The organism is Clostridium sp. AF50-3 (assembly GCF_003477445.1).
GTDB classification, from domain to species: Bacteria; Bacillota; Clostridia; order Lachnospirales; family Lachnospiraceae; genus Otoolea; species Otoolea fessa.
Window position 1 is genome coordinate 134268 of sequence record NZ_QUDH01000005.1, and the last position, 18462, is coordinate 152729.

15 protein-coding genes and 1 pseudogene are annotated in these 18462 nt (G+C 48.8%); 14 read left to right on the forward strand and 2 right to left on the reverse strand.

Features of this window, described 5'->3' with window-relative positions; all coding sequences use genetic code 11:
- The first annotated feature begins 3 nt into the window (after nt 1-3).
- The 3 genes from DW085_RS07660 to DW085_RS07670 all read left to right on the forward strand — a co-directional run bounded on the left by DW085_RS07660 (nt 4) and on the right by DW085_RS07670 (nt 4433).
- A complete protein-coding gene (locus tag DW085_RS07660) occupies nt 4-2952 on the forward strand; it encodes a PAS domain-containing hybrid sensor histidine kinase/response regulator (RefSeq protein ID WP_118492094.1) in 2949 nt (982 codons plus the stop codon).
- A gap of 173 nt (nt 2953-3125) precedes the next feature.
- Nucleotides 3126-3950 (forward strand): Cof-type HAD-IIB family hydrolase, encoded by an 825-nt coding sequence (locus DW085_RS07665; RefSeq protein WP_107001580.1) that lies wholly within the window; start codon nt 3126-3128, stop codon nt 3948-3950.
- A 168-nt stretch (nt 3951-4118) separates the two neighbouring features.
- Nucleotides 4119-4433, forward strand: a complete 315-nt coding sequence (locus tag DW085_RS07670) for a YerC/YecD family TrpR-related protein (RefSeq protein WP_022359748.1) — start codon at nt 4119-4121, stop codon at nt 4431-4433.
- A gap of 280 nt (nt 4434-4713) precedes the next feature.
- Here the strand turns inward: DW085_RS07670 and DW085_RS07675 are convergent, their stop codons facing one another.
- Complete coding sequence (locus tag DW085_RS07675; RefSeq protein WP_118492096.1) at nt 4714-5328, reverse strand: DUF1836 domain-containing protein; 615 nt, start codon at nt 5326-5328, stop codon at nt 4714-4716.
- 245 nt (nt 5329-5573) lie between these two features.
- Between DW085_RS07675 and DW085_RS07680 the strand changes: the two genes are divergently transcribed.
- The 4 genes from DW085_RS07680 (at nt 5574) to DW085_RS07695 (ending at nt 10510) form a co-directional block, all read left to right on the forward strand.
- Entirely contained in the window at nt 5574-8012 is a 2439-nt protein-coding gene (locus tag DW085_RS07680) for a UvrD-helicase domain-containing protein (RefSeq protein WP_118492098.1), read from the forward strand.
- A 161-nt stretch (nt 8013-8173) separates the two neighbouring features.
- Nucleotides 8174-8467: a hypothetical protein gene (locus tag DW085_RS07685; protein WP_022359751.1), complete on the forward strand. Its 294-nt coding sequence runs from the start codon at nt 8174-8176 to the stop codon at nt 8465-8467.
- Nucleotides 8468-8728: 261 nt separating this feature from the next.
- Nucleotides 8729-10108 carry a 23S rRNA (uracil(1939)-C(5))-methyltransferase RlmD gene (gene rlmD / locus DW085_RS07690; protein WP_107001578.1) on the forward strand — a complete coding sequence of 460 codons (1380 nt, stop codon included), beginning with the start codon at nt 8729-8731 and terminating at the stop codon, nt 10106-10108.
- Between the two features lie 24 nt (nt 10109-10132).
- Nucleotides 10133-10510, forward strand: coding sequence for a hypothetical protein (locus DW085_RS07695; RefSeq protein ID WP_107001672.1), 378 nt, complete (start codon nt 10133-10135; stop codon nt 10508-10510).
- Here DW085_RS07695 and DW085_RS07700 read toward each other — a convergent pair.
- Entirely contained in the window at nt 10488-11297 is an 810-nt protein-coding gene (locus DW085_RS07700) for a YihY/virulence factor BrkB family protein (protein WP_118492100.1), read from the reverse strand. The genes DW085_RS07695 and DW085_RS07700 overlap by 23 nt on opposite strands.
- A 290-nt stretch (nt 11298-11587) precedes the next feature.
- Between DW085_RS07700 and DW085_RS07705 the strand changes: the two genes are divergently transcribed.
- The 7 genes and pseudogenes from DW085_RS07705 to hflX all read left to right on the forward strand — a co-directional run bounded on the left by DW085_RS07705 (nt 11588) and on the right by hflX (nt 18289).
- A complete protein-coding gene (locus tag DW085_RS07705; protein WP_118492183.1) occupies nt 11588-12529 on the forward strand; it encodes a metallophosphoesterase in 942 nt (313 codons plus the stop codon).
- 160 nt (nt 12530-12689) lie between these two features.
- A complete protein-coding gene (locus DW085_RS07710) occupies nt 12690-13508 on the forward strand; it encodes a segregation/condensation protein A (protein WP_118492102.1) in 819 nt (272 codons plus the stop codon).
- Nucleotides 13492-14100 (forward strand): SMC-Scp complex subunit ScpB, encoded by a 609-nt coding sequence (gene scpB, locus DW085_RS07715; protein WP_118467432.1) that lies wholly within the window; start codon nt 13492-13494, stop codon nt 14098-14100. The genes DW085_RS07710 and scpB overlap by 17 nt, the downstream gene beginning before the upstream one ends.
- A gap of 181 nt (nt 14101-14281) precedes the next feature.
- Nucleotides 14282-15463, forward strand: coding sequence for a sodium/glutamate symporter (gene gltS, locus DW085_RS07720; protein ID WP_107001574.1), 1182 nt, complete (start codon nt 14282-14284; stop codon nt 15461-15463).
- A gap of 301 nt (nt 15464-15764) precedes the next feature.
- A pseudogene (locus DW085_RS07725) lies at nt 15765-16195 on the forward strand (dUTP diphosphatase).
- A 19-nt stretch (nt 16196-16214) separates the two neighbouring features.
- Nucleotides 16215-17024: a tetratricopeptide repeat protein gene (locus tag DW085_RS07730; RefSeq protein ID WP_118492104.1), complete on the forward strand. Its 810-nt coding sequence runs from the start codon at nt 16215-16217 to the stop codon at nt 17022-17024.
- 14 nt (nt 17025-17038) lie between these two features.
- Nucleotides 17039-18289, forward strand: coding sequence for a GTPase HflX (hflX, locus tag DW085_RS07735; RefSeq protein WP_117795120.1), 1251 nt, complete (start codon nt 17039-17041; stop codon nt 18287-18289).
- Nucleotides 18290-18462 lie beyond the last annotated feature (173 nt).

An 18462-nucleotide genomic window follows, 5' to 3' on the forward strand; every position in this document is an offset into this window, starting at 1 on the left:
AAAATGGATATTAAGAATCATAATACAGACAAAAAGAAACTTGTCAATAGAAAACAATTCAAGGCAGCTGTCGTTATAGCTGTTTTTCTTGGAATCGTATTGACGGTTTCCCGATATTTTAAATTTGTGTCGAAAACGGTATATGAGGAAAGTGTGTCTCATCTGACAGAGATTTTTCATCAGTCTGATAATATGCTGCGGGAACTGACAGACAAGAATCTGACCTATCTTCATATGTGGGGAGAGAATCTGCAGAACACCTCCAATGAAGACGAAATTCGTGATTATATAGAGAAAGCACAGGAAGATGCCGGCTTTTTAGAATTCTTTTTTCTGTCAGCTGACGGAAACTATAAGAAGGTAACAGGTGAAACAGGGTATCTTGGATTACAGGGAAATATGGAAGAGGAGCTCCGACAGGGAAGTGATGTGATAACAAATGCAGCAGTTCCTGGAAAAGCCCAGCTGCTTGTTTTTGCAACTCCCAAGGCCTATGGAAGTTATCAGGGATTTGAATATGATGCGATTGCCATTGCCTATGAGAATTCTGATATCGTAAATGTACTGGATATCTCTGCTTTCGACGGAAATGCCCAGAACTATGTGATTCATCCGGATGGTCGTGTTGTGGTGGAGCATTCTTCTGGGTCATGGGGGAGAGTGTATAATTTCTTCGGTGTTCTGAGAGAGCATTCTGATATGTCTGAAAGAGAGATCAATGAGCTTTCGGAGAAGTTTAAAGAAGGACGTACCGATGCGAAGCTGGTAAAGCTTGATGGAAGGAGCTATTATCTGGTCTATGAAAAATCAGATATCAAGGATTGGATGTTTCTGGGACTTGTCCCGGCGGATATCGTGAATGCCAGTATGAATAGCCTGCAGTTTAATACAATGCTTCTCGTGGGAGGAGTCGTGCTCTGTATTGCCGCTTTACTTATCAGTTTTATTGTTCAAAAAGGCAGAACAAACCTCAGGAAAAAGGATACGGAGATCCTGTATAGAGACGAATTGTTTCAGAAGCTGTCAATGAATGTAGATGATGTTTTTCTGATGCTGGATGCTAGAACATATCAGGCAGATTACGTCAGCCCGAATGCGGAAAAATTGTTGGGGATTACGGTAGAAGAGATCCGTAAGGATATTCATGTTTTGGGAAAATTGCATTCCGAAAATCCGAAAGAACCGGATAAAAATTATCTGGAGAGAATCCGGGTTCATGAACAGAAAGAATGGGAGTTTGAATACGTTCATTATAAATCAGGAGAGCAGCGCTGGTTTCATAATGTTGCAATGTGCAGCGAGGTAAACGGAAAAAGAAAATATATCTTGGTTATGTCGGATCGTACCTCTGACAGGAAAATGAATCAGGCACTTTCTGAGGCAGTCCGTGCTGCGGAGACAGCAAACCGGGCCAAGAGTACGTTTCTTTCCAATATGTCTCACGATATCCGGACACCCATGAATGCGATCATCGGTTTTACCACACTGGCTGTAAGTAATATTGATGATAAGGAAAGAGTCCGGGATTATCTGGGTAAGATTCTTTCATCCAGCAACCACCTGCTCTCACTGATCAACGATATACTGGATATGAGCCGGATTGAGAGTGGAAAAATCCATCTGGAAGAAACAGAGGTCAGCCTGTCGGATGTGCTTCATGACCTGAAGACGATCATTGGTGGGCAGATCCATGCGAAGCAGCTGGAGCTTTATATGGATGCAATGGATGTGACTAATGAGGATATCTATTGTGATAAGACGCGTCTGAACCAGGTACTGTTGAATCTTTTGTCCAATGCGGTTAAGTTTACACCTGCTGGTGGAACCGTTTCAGTCCGGCTCAAACAGTGTCCGGGGGCGCAAAGCGGCAGTGCGCTGTACGAGATCCGGGTAAAGGATAACGGAATCGGTATGAGCCAGGAATTTGTACAGAAGCTCTTTTCTCCTTTTGAGAGGGAGCGGACTTCCACGGTCACCAGGACTCAGGGTACCGGACTTGGCATGGCTATTACCAAGAACATTGTGAATATGATGGGCGGAACTATCGAGGTTCAGACAGAATATGGCAAGGGAACTGAATTTATTGTCCGCCTGCCATTCCGGATTCAGCCTGAGCATCACCATGTAGAGAAGATCGCAGAGCTGGAAGGTCTTAAGGCACTGGTTGTAGATGACGATTTTAATACCTGTGACAGTGTGACAAAGATGCTTGTCAAGGTTGGAATGCGTTCAGAATGGACTCTTTCCGGTAAGGAGGCTGTTCTCCGGGCGCGGCAGTCTATGGAACTGGGGGATGCATTCCATGCGTATATCATTGACTGGTGTCTGCCGGATATGAATGGCATTGAAGTTACCCGTCAGATCCGCAGTCTGGGTGACCATACGCCAATCATTATCCTGACGGCTTATGACTGGTCAGATATCGAAGTGGAGGCCAGAGCGGCAGGGGTTACAGCATTCTGTTCGAAACCTATGTTTATGTCAGATATCAGAGAGACCTTGATGACAGCTATCGGTCAGAGGCAGGCTGAGCAAGAGGATAATATTCTCCCGGCAGCAGGTTCAGATTTCAAGGGCAGATGTATATTGCTTGTGGAAGACAATGAACTGAACCGTGAAATTGCGGTGGAGATCCTGAATGAATATGGCTTTCTGGTTGACACTGCCGAAAATGGAGCAGAGGCAGTGGAGAAGGTAGAAAAATCGAAACCGGGCGGTTATGATCTTGTGTTGATGGATGTGCAGATGCCTGTCATGAACGGGTATGAGGCCACAAAGCGGATTCGTGCCCTGGATGATCCGGCACAGGCGGGAATCACTATTCTTGCCATGACTGCCAATGCTTTTGATGAAGACAGGAAGGAAGCGCTGGAATACGGTATGAATGGATTTCTATCCAAGCCAATTGTTGTAGAGGAATTAATTGATGCATTGCAAAAAAATCTTTCATAGAGGGGATACAGGAAGCAATGGCAAAAGTAACGGAAGTATATGAGTTAACCATTTGAGAAGTTAAGAAGGGATTGCATTAAGTAATGTGGCATGTTGCTAATTGACAAATTCATCTTTTCTAAGTATCGTATATACGTGTACAATAGTACGTATGATTTGAATGTGGAGTAAATATGACCGAAAAACATAGTTATGAGATTATCGTCCTGGATCTGGACGGAACCTTAACAAACAGAGATAAGGTGATTACGCCAAAGACGAAGCAGCGTCTGATGGAGCTTCAGGAGCGCGGAAAGAAGATTGTACTGGCGTCCGGGCGTCCGACGCCGGGAGTGCTGCCGCTTGCGAGAGAGCTGGAGCTGGCAAAATACGGCAGTTATATTCTGTCGTTTAATGGAGGCAGGATCACGAACTGCAAAACCGGCGAGATCATATTCAGCCGTTCCCTGCCGCAGGAGGCGAATCAGAAGATTATACGCCTGGCCGAGGAGGAACAGGTGGGGCTTTTGAGTTACGATGAGGCGGGGGCAAAGCTTCTGACGAACCAGAGTGACAGTCCCTATGCAAAGTTGGAAGCGCGGATCAACGGCATGGAGTTAGTACAGGTGGATGACATGGAAGCTGCGATCACGTATCCGGTACCGAAATACCTGATGATGGAGGATGGAGACTACCTGGCGATGGTCGAGCCGCGCGTCAAGGCGGCGATGGGGAAGAATTTCAGCGTTTACCGTTCGGAGCCGTTTTTCCTGGAGGTGCTTCCGAGGGGCATCGATAAAGCACAGTCGTTAGAGCGTCTTCTTTCTCACATCGGGCTTTCGCGTGAGCAGATGATTGCCTGTGGGGACGGCTACAACGACCTCACGATGATTCAGTATGCCGGATTAGGTGTAGCGATGGAGAATGCGGTGCTTCCGGTGCGGAAAGCTGCAGACTTTATTACCTATTCCAACAACGACGACGGTGTGGCTCATGTGGTGGAGAAGTTTATGCTGTAGAAGATTTGGCAGATTCGCATAAATGTATATTGCGTGAACAGATGAAAAATAAAATATTCATAAAAATAGGCAAGATACTAGACTTTAAAACTTTAATATGTTAATATAAGAAAAACGGAAAAATGAATATACTTTCGGAGTACATATTAAAAAGGGGTGCTTTGCATTATGAATAAAAAACTGAAAACCGAAGCTGTGGATCATCTGTTCCAGGCGATTCTGACACTGAAAAATACCGACGAATGCTATAGCTTTTTCGAGGATGTATGCACAGTTAATGAACTTTTATCATTTTCCCAGAGATATGAAGTAGCGAAGATGCTGCGCGAGAAGAAGACATATCTGGAGATCGCGGACAAGACCGGCGCATCGACAGCGACGATCAGCCGTGTCAACCGTTCTTTAAATTACGGAAGCGACGGATATGATATGGTATTTGCACGTGTGAAAGAGCAGGAAGAGGCGGAGAAAACGGAAGCGTAAAGCGAAGTAGGAATATACGCACGATAGATAAAGCGCGTACTTTCATAGGTATGGCAAACCAACCTGCCAAAGATGGACAAATTTGGCTTGGGGTGGAAATGTCCCAGAAGCTGGCAGCTGGTTGAATGAAAGATAAAAAGAAATGAAAGAAAAAAGACATTGAAAGAATTTCCACAAGGGGAAGTGATTCCAGTGTCTTTTTTATCGTGTATGATGCAATGGGGTGAAATTTTTGTTGTTTAGCCTGTTTTTGAGTGTGGCGGTACAGCGGAAATGCTGCCTATTTCTTCTTCTTCGGATTCACCGGCGTCTCCTGCCGGAGCTGTTCCGCCAGGATTTCAATCATCTGTTTTTTCAGATAGACATCAAACGCCAGCTCACTGATAAAGGCGAACAGCTGTAAATACTCGCGGTCTTCACAGTCATAGTCCTTGAATGTCTGGCTGGCGGCGTCAAATTTTGCCATGACGTCTTCCTGCAAGCGCTTGCGCTGCCCTTTTTCCAGCGAAAAGATTTCGTTGTAAAGCTCTTCTAATTCCGGGCTGGAACCATGGGAAAAGTGGTGTTCGCTGATGGGCGAGAAGAGCTGCTCAATATCCCGAAAGGATATCACATTTTTAAAATAATAAATCAGAATCAGCATCAGCAGATGATTCTTGGAGTAGCGCTTTTTGATGGGCGGCGGCAGCAGGTTATTTTTGGCATAGTTATTGATCATGGTTTTGGTCAGGATCTTATCTTCGCCCAGCCATTTGGAAGTGTTCAGGTGGCTGTCCATGAAGGTCGTGACCTGATCCATATATAAATCAATACCGGGAATCTCCGACGGATGCACCCGGGTCAGACTATCAACATAAGCCAGCAGATCCTGCAGGCGTTCTTCGTTTGATTTCATGTATGTACCTCGCTGCGTTGAAATTCGAAAGCTGCGAAACAGGGAGGCGATTTTAGCGCTTCCGCTGTCATGAACTCTCTATGTGATATTATATAGTTTTGAAAACCAGATAGCAAGGAGAAATTTAAAATCAATGAAAATTCCGTGACATCCAAGAGAAAATAGATTATACTAGAGCGTATTCGAACATACTTTTTGTCATTAAAAATAGATTATATAAGAGTATAGAAGGGAACGAAATATATATGAGCAAATACGACACACTTAACCCGATGCAGCGGGAGGCGGTTTTTCACACGGAGGGACCACTCCTGGTTCTGGCAGGCGCCGGTTCAGGAAAGACGCGCGTTCTGACACACCGGATTGCGTATTTAATCGAGGAAAAACGGGTGGCGCCGTGGAATATCATGGCGATCACATTTACCAATAAAGCGGCGGCGGAGATGCGCGAGCGTGTGGATAAGATTGTGGGGGAAGGCGCGGAGGCGATCTGGGTCAGCACGTTCCATTCGAGCTGCGTTCGGATTCTGCGCCGGTTTATCGACCGTCTGGGATATGACACGAATTTTACTATCTATGACGGCGACGACCAGAAAACGCTGATGAAGCAGGTGCTCAAGAAAATGCAGGCGGATCCGAAGCAGTTTAAGGAGCGGGCGGTGCTGTCACGGATTTCTGCGGCGAAAAATGACCGGATCACGGCGGATGAGTTTGAGCAGCAGGCGGGAGCGGACTTCCGGGAGAAAAAGATTGCTCAGATTTACCGGGAATATCAGAAAGAACTCAAGAAGAATAATGCCCTGGATTTCGACGATCTGCTGGTGAAAACGGTAGAACTTTTCGAGGCAAACGCGGATGTGCTGGAATATTATCAGGACAAATTCCGGTATATCATGGTGGACGAGTACCAGGACACGAACCTTGTACAGTTTAAGCTGGTCGATCTGCTGGCAAAGAAGTACAGAAATATCTGTGTGGTCGGTGATGATGACCAGTCGATCTACAAATTCCGCGGGGCAAATATCGAAAATATTTTAAGTTTTGAGAAAGCATTTCCGGGCGCACGCGTTATCAAGCTGGAGCAGAACTACCGTTCCACCCAGAGCATCCTGAACGCGGCAAATGAGGTGATCCGCCACAACCGCGGCAGAAAGGACAAGACGCTGTGGACGGCGAATGACGAGGGACCGAAGGTGCGCTTCCGTCAGTATGACACGGCATACGAGGAGGCAGACGCCATTATCCGTGATATTGAGCGTGAGAAAGAAGAGAAAAATGCGGAATATTCGGATTTTGCCGTGCTGTACCGTACCAATGCACAGTCGCGTCTTCTGGAGGAAAAATGTATTTATTACAGCATTCCGTACCGGCTGGTCGGTGGCGTCAATTTCTATCAGCGCAAGGAAATCAAGGATATTCTCTGCTATTTAAAGACGATTGCGAATGGGCGCGATGATCTGGCGGTTCAGCGTGTCATCAATGTGCCGAAGCGCGGCATCGGTGCGACCTCGATCGGAAAAGTGACGATCTATGCGTCTGCCAATGGCATGAGCTTTTATGATGCGCTGCTGCGCGTGCGCGGCGTGCCGACGATCGGCAAGGCGGCGGATAAGATCGAGAAGTTTACGGAGCAGATCGAAAACTTCCGGTCGCGGCTTTCGGCCCTTTCGATCCCGGAACTTATCGAGGCAATTCTGGAAGAGACGGGATATAAGAAGGATCTGGAGGCGGAAGGCGAGATCGAGGGAGAAACACGTCTGCAGAACGTGGAAGAGCTGGTTAATAAGGCGACCGGCTATATGAGCACGGCGGAGGAACCGACGCTGGACGGATTTTTGGAGGAGGTTGCGCTGGTAGCGGATGTAGATAGTCTGGACGAATCCGAAAACAGGATTGTCCTGATGACTTTGCACGGCGCAAAAGGTCTGGAATTTCCGTATGTCTATTTAAGCGGCATGGAGGACGGGCTGTTTCCGAGCAGCATGTCCATCTTTTCGGATGATAAGGACGCCATCGAAGAAGAACGGCGTCTCTGCTATGTCGGAATCACTCGTGCGGAGAAAGAACTGACGCTGACGGCGGCGAGACAGCGCATGGTCAATGGAGAAACGCGGTTTGCGAAGGTCAGCCGCTTCATCGAGGAGATTCCGCCGCAGCTTCTGGACGAGGAAGAGCAGCCGATCGTCTTTGAACGGGCTGCTGGTATGAGCCGGGGCAGACGCGGATTTGAAGATTCGGGGACTTCTGGCTGGACAACGGGCAGCTTTGGTGTATCTGGCGCGGGAGACGGCGATCGGGTGCGGATTGGCGGAATGTCTGGAAAACACTCTCTTTCAGAGAACGATGCCGCCTGGGAGCGCGGCGCAGCCCGGATGAGCGGCTGGGGCGGTGTGAATGGTTCCGGAAGTGCTGGTTCTGGCCGCACGCTGGATCCATATAAGAGCGCTTATAGTTCCAGCAGCCGTCCAGCCAGCCCGGCACCGTCATTTGGCAAGGCATTTACGGTCCAGAAGGCCGACCATCTTTCCTACGGCGAGGGCGACCGAGTCCGCCACCTCAAATTTGGCGAGGGAACGGTGCAGAAGATCGCGGACGGCGGCAAGGATTTTGAGGTGACGGTTAATTTTGACCGCGTGGGCGTGAAAAAAATGTTCGCTTCATTTGCAAAACTGGTGAAATGTTAGACCGTGTTTGCCGTATTGTTACGGTACACGTATGCGAAAACAGTAATGCCGTATTAAAACATTTTCGCCAGATCCAATAAAAAATATAGTAAAATCGGCTGAGAGATGGTATAATAAAATCAAGAATTGCGGATCAAAACGCGGGAAAGGATGTGGAGTGTATGAATAAATTTGATATGATGAGCAAAGATGCGCTCTCCAGAGTAGAAGAGATCATGAATGCAACCAAACTGAATGAATTCCTTCACAGAAAAGAAGAAGAGGAGAAACAGAAAAACTGTATTCTCTGGATTTTAGCCATTATCGGTATTGTAGCAGCAGTTGCAGCGATTGCATACGGCGTATATCGTTTCTTTACTCCAGATTATCTGGAAGATTTCGAGGACGACTTCGATGATGATTTCGACGACGATTTCTTCGAGGATGAGAGCGACGAGAAAGAGAAGAAAGACTGATTGTGATAATTTAGTCAATGAATCATAAAAAATACTGCGCGGAACCGGAAAATCGGTTTCACGCAGTATTTTTTATGCCATAGGAAAGTTTGTAGATAAGTTTGTATTTTTTATATCTTGGAAAAAGAAAAAAATTCCTGTATACTATAAAGATATGAATTAGAACCGCAGATGAAAATTAGCTGTGAGTTGAAAAATCATTTGCAGTTGGTGATTATAGTGCGGTAAAAGCCACTGAGAGAAGGAGCTATATAGTTATCAATGAAAAAAGGTGAGATTTACGAAGGAACTGTAGAACGGATTGAGTTTCCAAATAAGGGCGTAGTTGTGATAGATGGAGAGAAAGCGATCGTCAAAAATGCGCTTCCGGGACAGAAGATCCGGTTCCGTATCAATAAAAAGCGCGGCGGCCGATGCGAGGGTATGCTTTTGGAGGTTGTCGAGCACTCAAAGTTAGAGACGGCAGAGGATATATGCCCGCATTTTGGTATCTGCGGCGGATGTCTTTATCAGCCGATTCCGTATGAGAAACAGCTTGCGATCAAGGAAAAACAGGTTCGTTCCCTTCTGGATGCGGTATGTCCGGAATATGAGTTTGAGGGCATCTTAGGCAGCCCGCTGGTGCAGGGCTACCGGAATAAGATGGAGTTTTCCTTCGGTGATGAGGTCAAGGATGGTCCTATGTCGCTGGGAATGCACAAGCGCGGCAGTTTTTATGATGTGGTTACAACCGACGAATGCCATATCGTGCATCCGGATTTTTGCAAGATTCTTGTCTGTACAAAAGAATATTTTGAGGAAAAGAAAGTTGGATTTTATAAAAAAATGCAGCATACTGGCTATTTGCGCCATCTTCTGGTGCGCCGTGCGATCAAGACAGGGGAGATTCTGGTCGATCTGATCACGACGACACAGACGGATACCTTTGAGGGAACCGAGGAAGCACTTTTACGGGGATGGACGGAGCGCCTTCAGGCACTTCCTATGGAGGGAAGCTTTGCGGGCATTCTGCATACCAAAAATGATACATTGGCGGATGCCGTAAAAGATGAGGGGACGGACATTCTGTTCGGACGCGAGCATTTTTACGAAGAGCTTTTAGGGCTGCGGTTCCAGATCTCGCCGTTTTCTTTTTTCCAGACGAACTCATTGGGCGCGGAGGTGCTGTACGAGAAAACGCGTGAGTATGTGGGTGAGACGAAGGGAAAAGTCGTATTTGACCTTTACAGCGGCACCGGCACGATCGCGCAGATCCTCGCACCGGTGGCGGAGAAAGTAGTCGGCGTGGAGATTGTCGGGGAAGCAGTCGAGGCAGCCCGTGAGAATGCGGCGCGCAACGGACTTGGCAACTGCGAATTTCTGGCGGGGGATGTCCTCAAGGTGGTGGACGAGCTGGAAGAAAAGCCGGATCTGATCGTTCTGGATCCGCCGCGCGACGGAATCCATCCGAAGGCGATCGGAAAGATTTTGAATTTTGGCGTCAGCCACATGGTTTATGTGTCCTGCAAACCAACCAGCCTTGCGAGGGATCTGGAACCGATCCAGGCGGCAGGATATCAGGTGGATAAGGTGTGCTGCGTGGATATGTTCCCGCATACTGCCAATTGTGAGACGGTGGTTTCATTGACGCGGAAGAAATAAGATCCCAAAATGGATGTGGGAAAAATGGATGAAACAAAAGAGAATGAAATAAAACCAGATACAGCAGATTGCCAGGTACAGGAGACAGCTGTGCAGCGCCGGAAGAGGGAGACTTTACTGCGCGAACAGACGCCGGATGCCCTGTGGGAAGCGATTCTTGCATTTGAAGGGGCAATATTTTACACGGCGAAAGGGCTGGAATATTCGTACACGATCCGGGGCAACGAGATGTTTGTCAGCCGGAAAGAAAAGTCGGTCACGCGTGCAAGCATCCTGGTGGCGTATAAAAAAGCGCAGGAGCTTGGCTGCGTGACCGGACCAAAGCAGCTGGGAGTGTTTGGGGCAAGCTATCTGTATCCGGTGTTCCTGAGGCTGGGGATTATCTGCGCCAGTGCTGGTTGATTTCCGCCCCGAAAAACAGGATGCAGATGCAGGCGTACAGCCACAGCATCAGGATCACGACGGCGGTCAAGCTGCCGTACATATAAGAATAATTACCGAAATAGTTGAAGTAGATGGAAAATCCGTAGGAACATCCGATCCATCCGACGGTGGAAATCAGCGCACCGGGAAGCTGGAGACGGATATCCTGCCGTTCATAGGGCAGCCAGGTGTACAGCGCGATGAAAAAGAGCGTCAGCAGCGCCAGCGCAAGAAACGTCCGGAGACTAATCAGGCAGGAAACGAATCTGTCCAGCATCGGAAAGTAACGGAATAGCAGGCGCTGCAGGGAGGAACCGAACACCATCAGAACCAGGGAGAAAATGCACATCAGGAGAAAAACGATGGTATAGCCAGAGTTGATGATACGTCCTAAAAGATAATTTCTGCGCTTGCGGCAGCCGATGATCCGGTTTAAGCCGCGCTCGATCCCAAGCATGCCGCGGGCAGCCGACCAGATGGTTGCCACGGTGGTAACCGAGAGCAGGGCGGCCGGGGATACAGTCTGGATATCCTGGATTACCGATTCAATCAGCGGGTGGATGCTGGAGGGAAGAAGCTGTGTCATCACGTGCATCAGATCCTCCGGGCTGACGGCGGGGATGAGCTGGATCAGCGTCAGCAGAATCATGATAAAAGGTGCGGCGGAGAGAACAATAAAAAAAGAAGCCTGGGCGGCGTACACCGTGACTTCGTCTTTGATGAAATCGTTGTAAATCCGTTTACAGTTCAGGAGAAAAGAAAGCATGGAAAACCTCGCTTGATTTATGTTATTAAGAAAATATCCGTAACCGGCTCATTTCCCTTTGAAAAATGGCTGACGATAGGTGAATGCCATTTCAGTGTTGTTAAAAGTATATTATCATGAGGTCGAAAAAATAGCAACGGATTTGCCTGTCTTGACGAAAACACCGGTTTCCCGTATGATAACAGGATAGAAATGATTCGGGTCTGCAGGATATAAGGATGGCAGTGATGCGGACAGCAGCAAAAATCAGCCGGCAGCCAATTGGAAAATGGGACATGGGAGGAAACAAAATGATCGCAATCACAGCATGCGCGGCGGCACTGGCAGCCGTGACAGTGGGGCTTTTGCTCCGCTCGGAATATGAAAAAAAACATTTTGTGACCGACCAGTATGAGATAGAGAGTCCGAAGCTGCCGGATGGCGCTGCGTTCCGCTGCGTATTTTTGTCGGATCTGCATGATAATGTGTATGGAACGGACAATGAGCCGCTGGTGGCAGCGATCCGCGCATTCAAGCCAGATGCGGTGCTGATCGGCGGCGATATGATGGTCTGTAAAGGAAAAGGAGATTTAACCGTCACGGTATCGCTTCTGGAAAAATTGACCTCCTTTGTGCCGGTTTACTATGCGAACGGAAATCATGAGGAGCGGATGAACCGGGAGCGGGATGTGTATGGAGATTTGTATGATCAGTTCCAGATAGAATTAAAACGTCTGGGGGTTCATTATTTGTCGGATCGGAGCGAGGAGATCAATCCGTGGATCCGGGTGACTGGGTGCAATTTGCGGGAGATATATTATAAGCATCATTTCACGGTGCCGGAACTGCCGATGGAAGAGCTTTCGGAGCGGGTTGGAACTGCGGCAGAGAAGACGTGTTTTCAACAGATGAAAGAATCGTTTTTTCCTGACTTGGCGGAAAAGGAGCGGGAAGCCGGACATGAAATGTATGAGATATTATTATTTCATTCTCCCCTCTTTTTTGAGACCTGTCGGAAATGGGGCGCGGATCTGACGCTTTGCGGACATTTCCACGGCGGAACCATCCGGATCCCGGGGCTGGGAGGCGTGATGACGCCGCAGTACCAGTTTTTCCTGCCATGGTGCGTCGGACGGTTTGATGCGGACGGAAAGACGATGATCGTCAGCCGGGGGCTTGGGACGCATTCGATCAATGTGAGGCTGAATGACCGGCCAGAGCTGGTTTGTGTGACGTTGCGGGGAAAACAATAGAGAGATTCTGGTTATTGTACACGGGTAGGCACTTTTGGAACCGAAAGTGCCGTAAGAAAACGTGGTGGCAGCAGGAATAACTCTTCGGCACAGGTGGATGTATACGGAATTTGGTATATGATTGTAGAAAAAGCTGGCTAAAAGAAGGAGTTCGGAAAGAATGGAAATTTCCTATAAATTAGATAATTTTGAAGGACCGTTGGACCTGTTGCTTCATCTGATTGAAAAAAATAAAGTAAGTATCTACGATATTCCGATCGTCCTGATTACGGAGCAGTATCTGGAATATGTTAATCAGATGGATCATGAGGATCTGGATGTGGTCAGCGATTTTCTGGTGATGGCGGCGACGCTTCTGGACATCAAATCGCGGATGCTCCTTCCGAAGGTGGAAAAAGAAGAGGAAGAAGACGAGGAAGATCCGCGCGCCGAGCTGGTGCGCCGGCTGTTGGAATATAAGATGTATAAATATATGGCGCAGGAGCTGGAAGAGCGGGAGCAGGAGGCAGAGCTTCTCTTTTTTAAGGAACCGACGATTCCCCGGGAGGTGGCGAAATATGAAGAACCGCTGGATCTGGACAAGCTTCTGGATGGTCTGACGCTGGCAAAGCTGCAGAAAGTGTTTGACGCGGTCATGAAGCGGAATGCCAATAAGCTTGACCCGGTGCGAAGCCGGTTCAGCACGATCCGCAGGGAAGCGATCAGCCTGGAGCAGAAGGTAAGGTCGGTGCTTTCTTATGCGCGGGAACACCGTCATTTTAAATTCAGCGATGTGCTGGAGAGGGAATCCGATCGCCTGGAGATAGTCGTGGCGTTTCTGGCAGTGCTGGAGCTGATGAAGATGGGACGGATTCATCTGGTGCAGGAAAAATTGTTTGATGAGATGCAGCTCGATACAGTGGATGTGGATGAAACGGAAGACGAGGCAGAGCTGGAACTTTCGACGGAGGAAGGAGAAGAGTATGCCAGAATTAGATGAAAAACGCGAGGAAGCCATCGTGGAATCGGTTCTCTTTACAATGGGAAAATCGGTTGAGCTGCGCCAGCTTGCGGCGGCGCTCGGGACGGATACAGAGCGCGCGGAAGCGGCGGTCAGACGATTACAGAGCCGTTATGAGGCAGAAAAGCGGGGCATGCAGATCACGCAGCTGGAGGACAGTTGGCAGATGGCGACCCGCGCGGAATATTATGAGAATCTGATCCGGGTGGCAGCGACGCCGAAGAAGCAGATTTTAACGGATGTTGTGCTTGAGACACTCTCGATCATTGCTTATAAACAGCCGATCACGAAGCTTGAGATTGAAAAGATCCGCGGGGTTAAATCGGATCACGCGGTCAATAAACTGATTGAGTACAATCTCGTTTACGAGGTAGGGCGTTTGGATGTGCCGGGACGTCCGGCATTGTTTGCGACGACGGAGGAATTTTTGCGCCGGTTTGGAGTCGGATCGACGAAAGAACTGCCGGAACCGGCACCGGGACGAATCGACGAGTTCCGCATGGAGGCGGAGGAAGAGCTGAAGTTTGAGGGGAAACTGCCGGAAGAGGCAGAGAAGGAAATGAAATATTAACGTTTTCTTAACAATATTCATTCAATTCTGACATTAACAGATTCTTAACATCATATTTCTGTATTTTCTTGTAACTTTTTGTAGCCAACGTGGAAAATGAGGTCAACACAAACAAACAAGCAGCTCTTTCAAATCGCTACATAAATGAAAGAAGCCAGCAAAACAAAAGGGGGAATTGTTTATGTTGACACTTGAGCTTGATATGTATCAGGCGTGTGCTCTTGGCGCACTGGTCTACTGTCTGGGAAGATTGCTTGTACAAAAGCTGCCCTTCCTGAGCAAGTATTGTATACCGGCTCCGGTTGCGGGCGGTGTCGTATTTGCATTCGCTCATCTGGCGTTGTATGCAACAGGAGTTCTGGAGCTTTCCTTTGATACAACCTTACAGAGCGTATTTATGACGATCTTCTTCTGCAGCGTCGGTTTTACCGCCTGCTTCCGTCTGTTAAAGAAGGGCGGCGTTCAGGTATTTATGTTCCTGGCGCTGGCAGTTGGTATCTGTATCGTGCAGGATGCAGTCGGCAGCGGTCTGGCAGCAGCGTTTGGTCTGAATCCGCTTCTCGGCTTATGTATGGGTTCTATGCCGTTAGTTGGAGGTCACGGAACGAGTGGTTCCTTCGGACCGCTTCTGGAGCAGGAATACGCAGTTGTAGGCGCAACTACAGTTGCCTTGGCATCCGCTACATATGGTCTGGTATCCGGCAGTATGATGGGTGGTCCTATCGCCCGTGCCCGTGTTGAGAAACACCATCTGAAATCAACCGCAGCCGAGGAAGGCAATGCAGTTGACGAAGTAGCATCGCCGATCGACGGTCAGAAATTCACCACCGCGGCTGTATTCCTTGCAGTTGCAATCGGTGTTGGTACCTTCATTTTCGCGTTCTTTAAGAGCATTGGTCTTACATTCCCGACTTACATCGGTGCGATGCTGGCAGCAGCCGCTATCCGTAACATCTGGGATGTACAGCACAAAGATCTTCCGATGGAAGAAGTTGACGCACTGGGCGGTCTGTCCCTGAACCTGTTCTTAGCGATGGCAATGATGAGCCTGAAGCTGTGGCAGTTAGCAGCTCTGGCGCTTCCGATGATTGTTATCCTGTTAGTTCAGACGGTTGTTATGTTCCTGTATGCAAACTTCCTTGTATTCAACATCATGGGCCGTGATTACGAGGCAGCTGCAATGACCACCGCATTCTGTGGTTTCGGTATGGGCGCAACCCCGAACGCAATGGCAAACATGAGAGCACTGGTAGAGCGCTATGGTCCGGCTCCGCGTGCATTCTTCATCGTACCGTTAGTAGGAAGCTTATTCGTAGACTTCTTTAACTCCATGGTACTGACTACTTTCATGAACCTCTTATAATTTGATGGCTGGTTCAGCAAAGTATCCATTTAAAATATCCCGATATTGAAGTAGCTCCAACCTATTTCCTTCCCGGCGGTTCTGGATTTCCAGGCCGCCGGGATTTTTCGCGTGCAACGAGCGAAAGTCCGTGCCTGCACGAATTAATACTTTCGGAAAACGCGCGCGTGTGGTATTATAGAGAAACTGGAAAGTTGAAAAATATTTTTCGGGGAGGTGCTTTGTGAAAAACAAACTTGCAAGGCAGCCATTACCAGATAAAATGTGACATAAGAAAGGATTTCATACAGATATGAACAGCATGAACATAAAGATCAAATATTTCACAGACGCCATTGACCGCCTCGCCTACATTGACGGCAAATCTGACTGGATCGACCTGCGTGCGGCGCGTGAGGTGGTGCTGAAAAAGGGTGATTTTGCCTGATTCCGCTTGGCGTGGCGATGGAGCTGCCGAAGGGCTATGAGGCGCATGTAGTTCCGCGCAGCAGTACCTTTAAAAATTTCGGCATCATCCAGACCAATCATATGGGTGTGATCGATGAGAGCTACTGCGGGGACAATGATCAGTGGCATTTTCCGGCATATGCGCTGCGTGATACAGTGATCCATGTCAATGACCGCATCTGCCAGTTCCGCATCATGGAGCATCAGCCGAAGATCATATTTGAGGAGACGGAGAAGCTTGACAATAAAGATCGCGGCGGGATCGGAAGTACGGGAAAGAATTAATAAAAAGGTTTGGTAAAAAATGAAGCAGATAAAGAGGTTAAAACGAGAAAAAGTAAGTCTTTTTCTGACAGCAGCGGTGCTTTCACTGGGCATCCTTTCCGGCTGCGGCGCTGAATCGAAGGAAGCGAAAGAAGCGCGTATGACCGGAATCGAGCAGTTAAATGCAGGTAATTATCAGGATGCGATCGATTCGTTTGGAAAAGCGCTGGATGAGAGCGATGGGATCGTCAATTCTTTTGAGCTGGATGTTTTAAAATACCGCGGCGAGGCAGAATACAAACTGGCGGATTATAAGGCGGCAGCGCAGACCTATGGAATTCTGGCGGAGGTGGATGGAGGAAAAGCGGAATACCTCTATTATAAAGCGGCTTCGGAGGCAGCAGACGGACAGGCGGAGGACGCCGAAAAGGATTTTGCGGCAGCGGAGGAAAAGGCGAAGAACAGCAAAAAAAGCAGCGCCGCGGCTCCGGGGGTGAGTCTGGCGTTTACGGCGCTTGCATCGGCGGCGCGGGATGCCGGGGACAGTGAACTCGCAGCCCAGTATTGCAATCAGGCGATCGAGCGCGGCGTGTCGGGACCGGAGATTTATAATCAGCTTGCGATCAGTGAAATGGAGGCTGGCGATTATGAGAGCGCGATGTCCCATTATGAGGAGGCACTTTCGCTGGCGGACAGTGAGACGGCATTGGTAATCCGGCAGAATATTGCGGTTCTCTATGAGAAAGAGGGCGATTTTGCGAAGGCGCTGGAACAGTTTAAGGAGTGCCAGGCAGCCGGTGTGGACACACCGGAGGTGCAGAAGGAAATCCGTTTTCTGGAAAGCCGGTAAATATTGGAGGTAATATGGCAGAATTGTTCGATATGAAAGAATTGGAGGAGCGCGTCATTCTGGTGGCGGTCAGCACTTCAGATGAAGATGATACGGAGGCGTCCTTGGATGAGCTGGAGGAATTGGCGGATACCGCCGGGGCGACGGCGATCGGACGTCTGGTGCAGAACCGGGAGAAGATTCATCCAGGCACCTATCTGGGCAGTGGAAAGATCGGGGAACTGCGGGAGATGGTCTGGGAAATGGGCGCAACCGGTGTGATCTGCGACGATGAACTGTCCCCGGCACAGCTTCGCAATCTGGAATCGGCGCTGGATACGAAGGTAATGGACCGGACGATGGTCATTCTCGATATTTTCGCGGCGCATGCGACGACGAGCGAGGGAAAAATCCAGGTTGAGCTGGCACAGCTGCGTTACCGCGCAGCGCGCCTGGTCGGACTGCGCAGTTCCCTGTCCCGTCTGGGCGGCGGTATCGGTACGAGAGGACCGGGTGAAAAGAAACTGGAGATGGACCGCCGTCTGATTCATGAGCGGATCGGGCAGCTAAAGTCGGAACTGGAAGATGTCAAACGCCACCGCGAGGTGACGAGAAAACAGCGCGACCGGAAATATACGCTGTCGGCGGCGATCGTCGGCTACACGAATGCCGGTAAGTCAACGCTTTTAAACACTCTGACGGGTGCAGGAATCCTGGCACAGGATAAACTGTTTGCGACGCTGGATCCGACGACGCGTGGATTAAAGCTGGCGAGCGGACAGGAGATCCTGCTGACAGATACGGTCGGATTCATCCGCAAACTGCCGCACCATCTGATCGAGGCGTTCAAGAGTACGCTGGAGGAGGCACGTTATAGCGATATTGTCCTACATGTGGTCGATGCGTCGAATCCGCAGATGGACACGCAGATGTATGTCGTATATGATACATTGCGTCAGCTGAAGATCGGCGATAAGACGGTGGTAACAGTCTTTAACAAGATGGATCAGGTGGAACAGCCGGAGACGCTGAAAGATCTGCATTCTGATTATCAGGTGCAGATTTCCGCGAAGACGGGCGCGGGGCTGGACGAGCTGAAGGATATTCTGGAAATGATTCTGCGAAACCGAAAGATTTATCTGGAAAAGGTATTTTCCTACCAGGAGGCTGGACGCATCCAGACGATCCGCAAATACGGTCAGCTTTTAAAAGAAGAGTACCGGGAAGATGGCATTTACGTGGAGGCGTATGTGCCGACGGAGCTCTACGCAGGGCTGATGCGCTAACAGGCAGATGATAGGTTACTGTGTTACGGTTCACGCATACGTGCCCAGTAACGGAATTTGCCGTGGCTCCGCATTTCAATACGGCAAATTCCTGCTGCCACCACGTTTTCTTACGGCACTTTTGAAACTGCCGGGAATTGACTTTTTATTTTAAATTTGTTAGAATGTAGCAT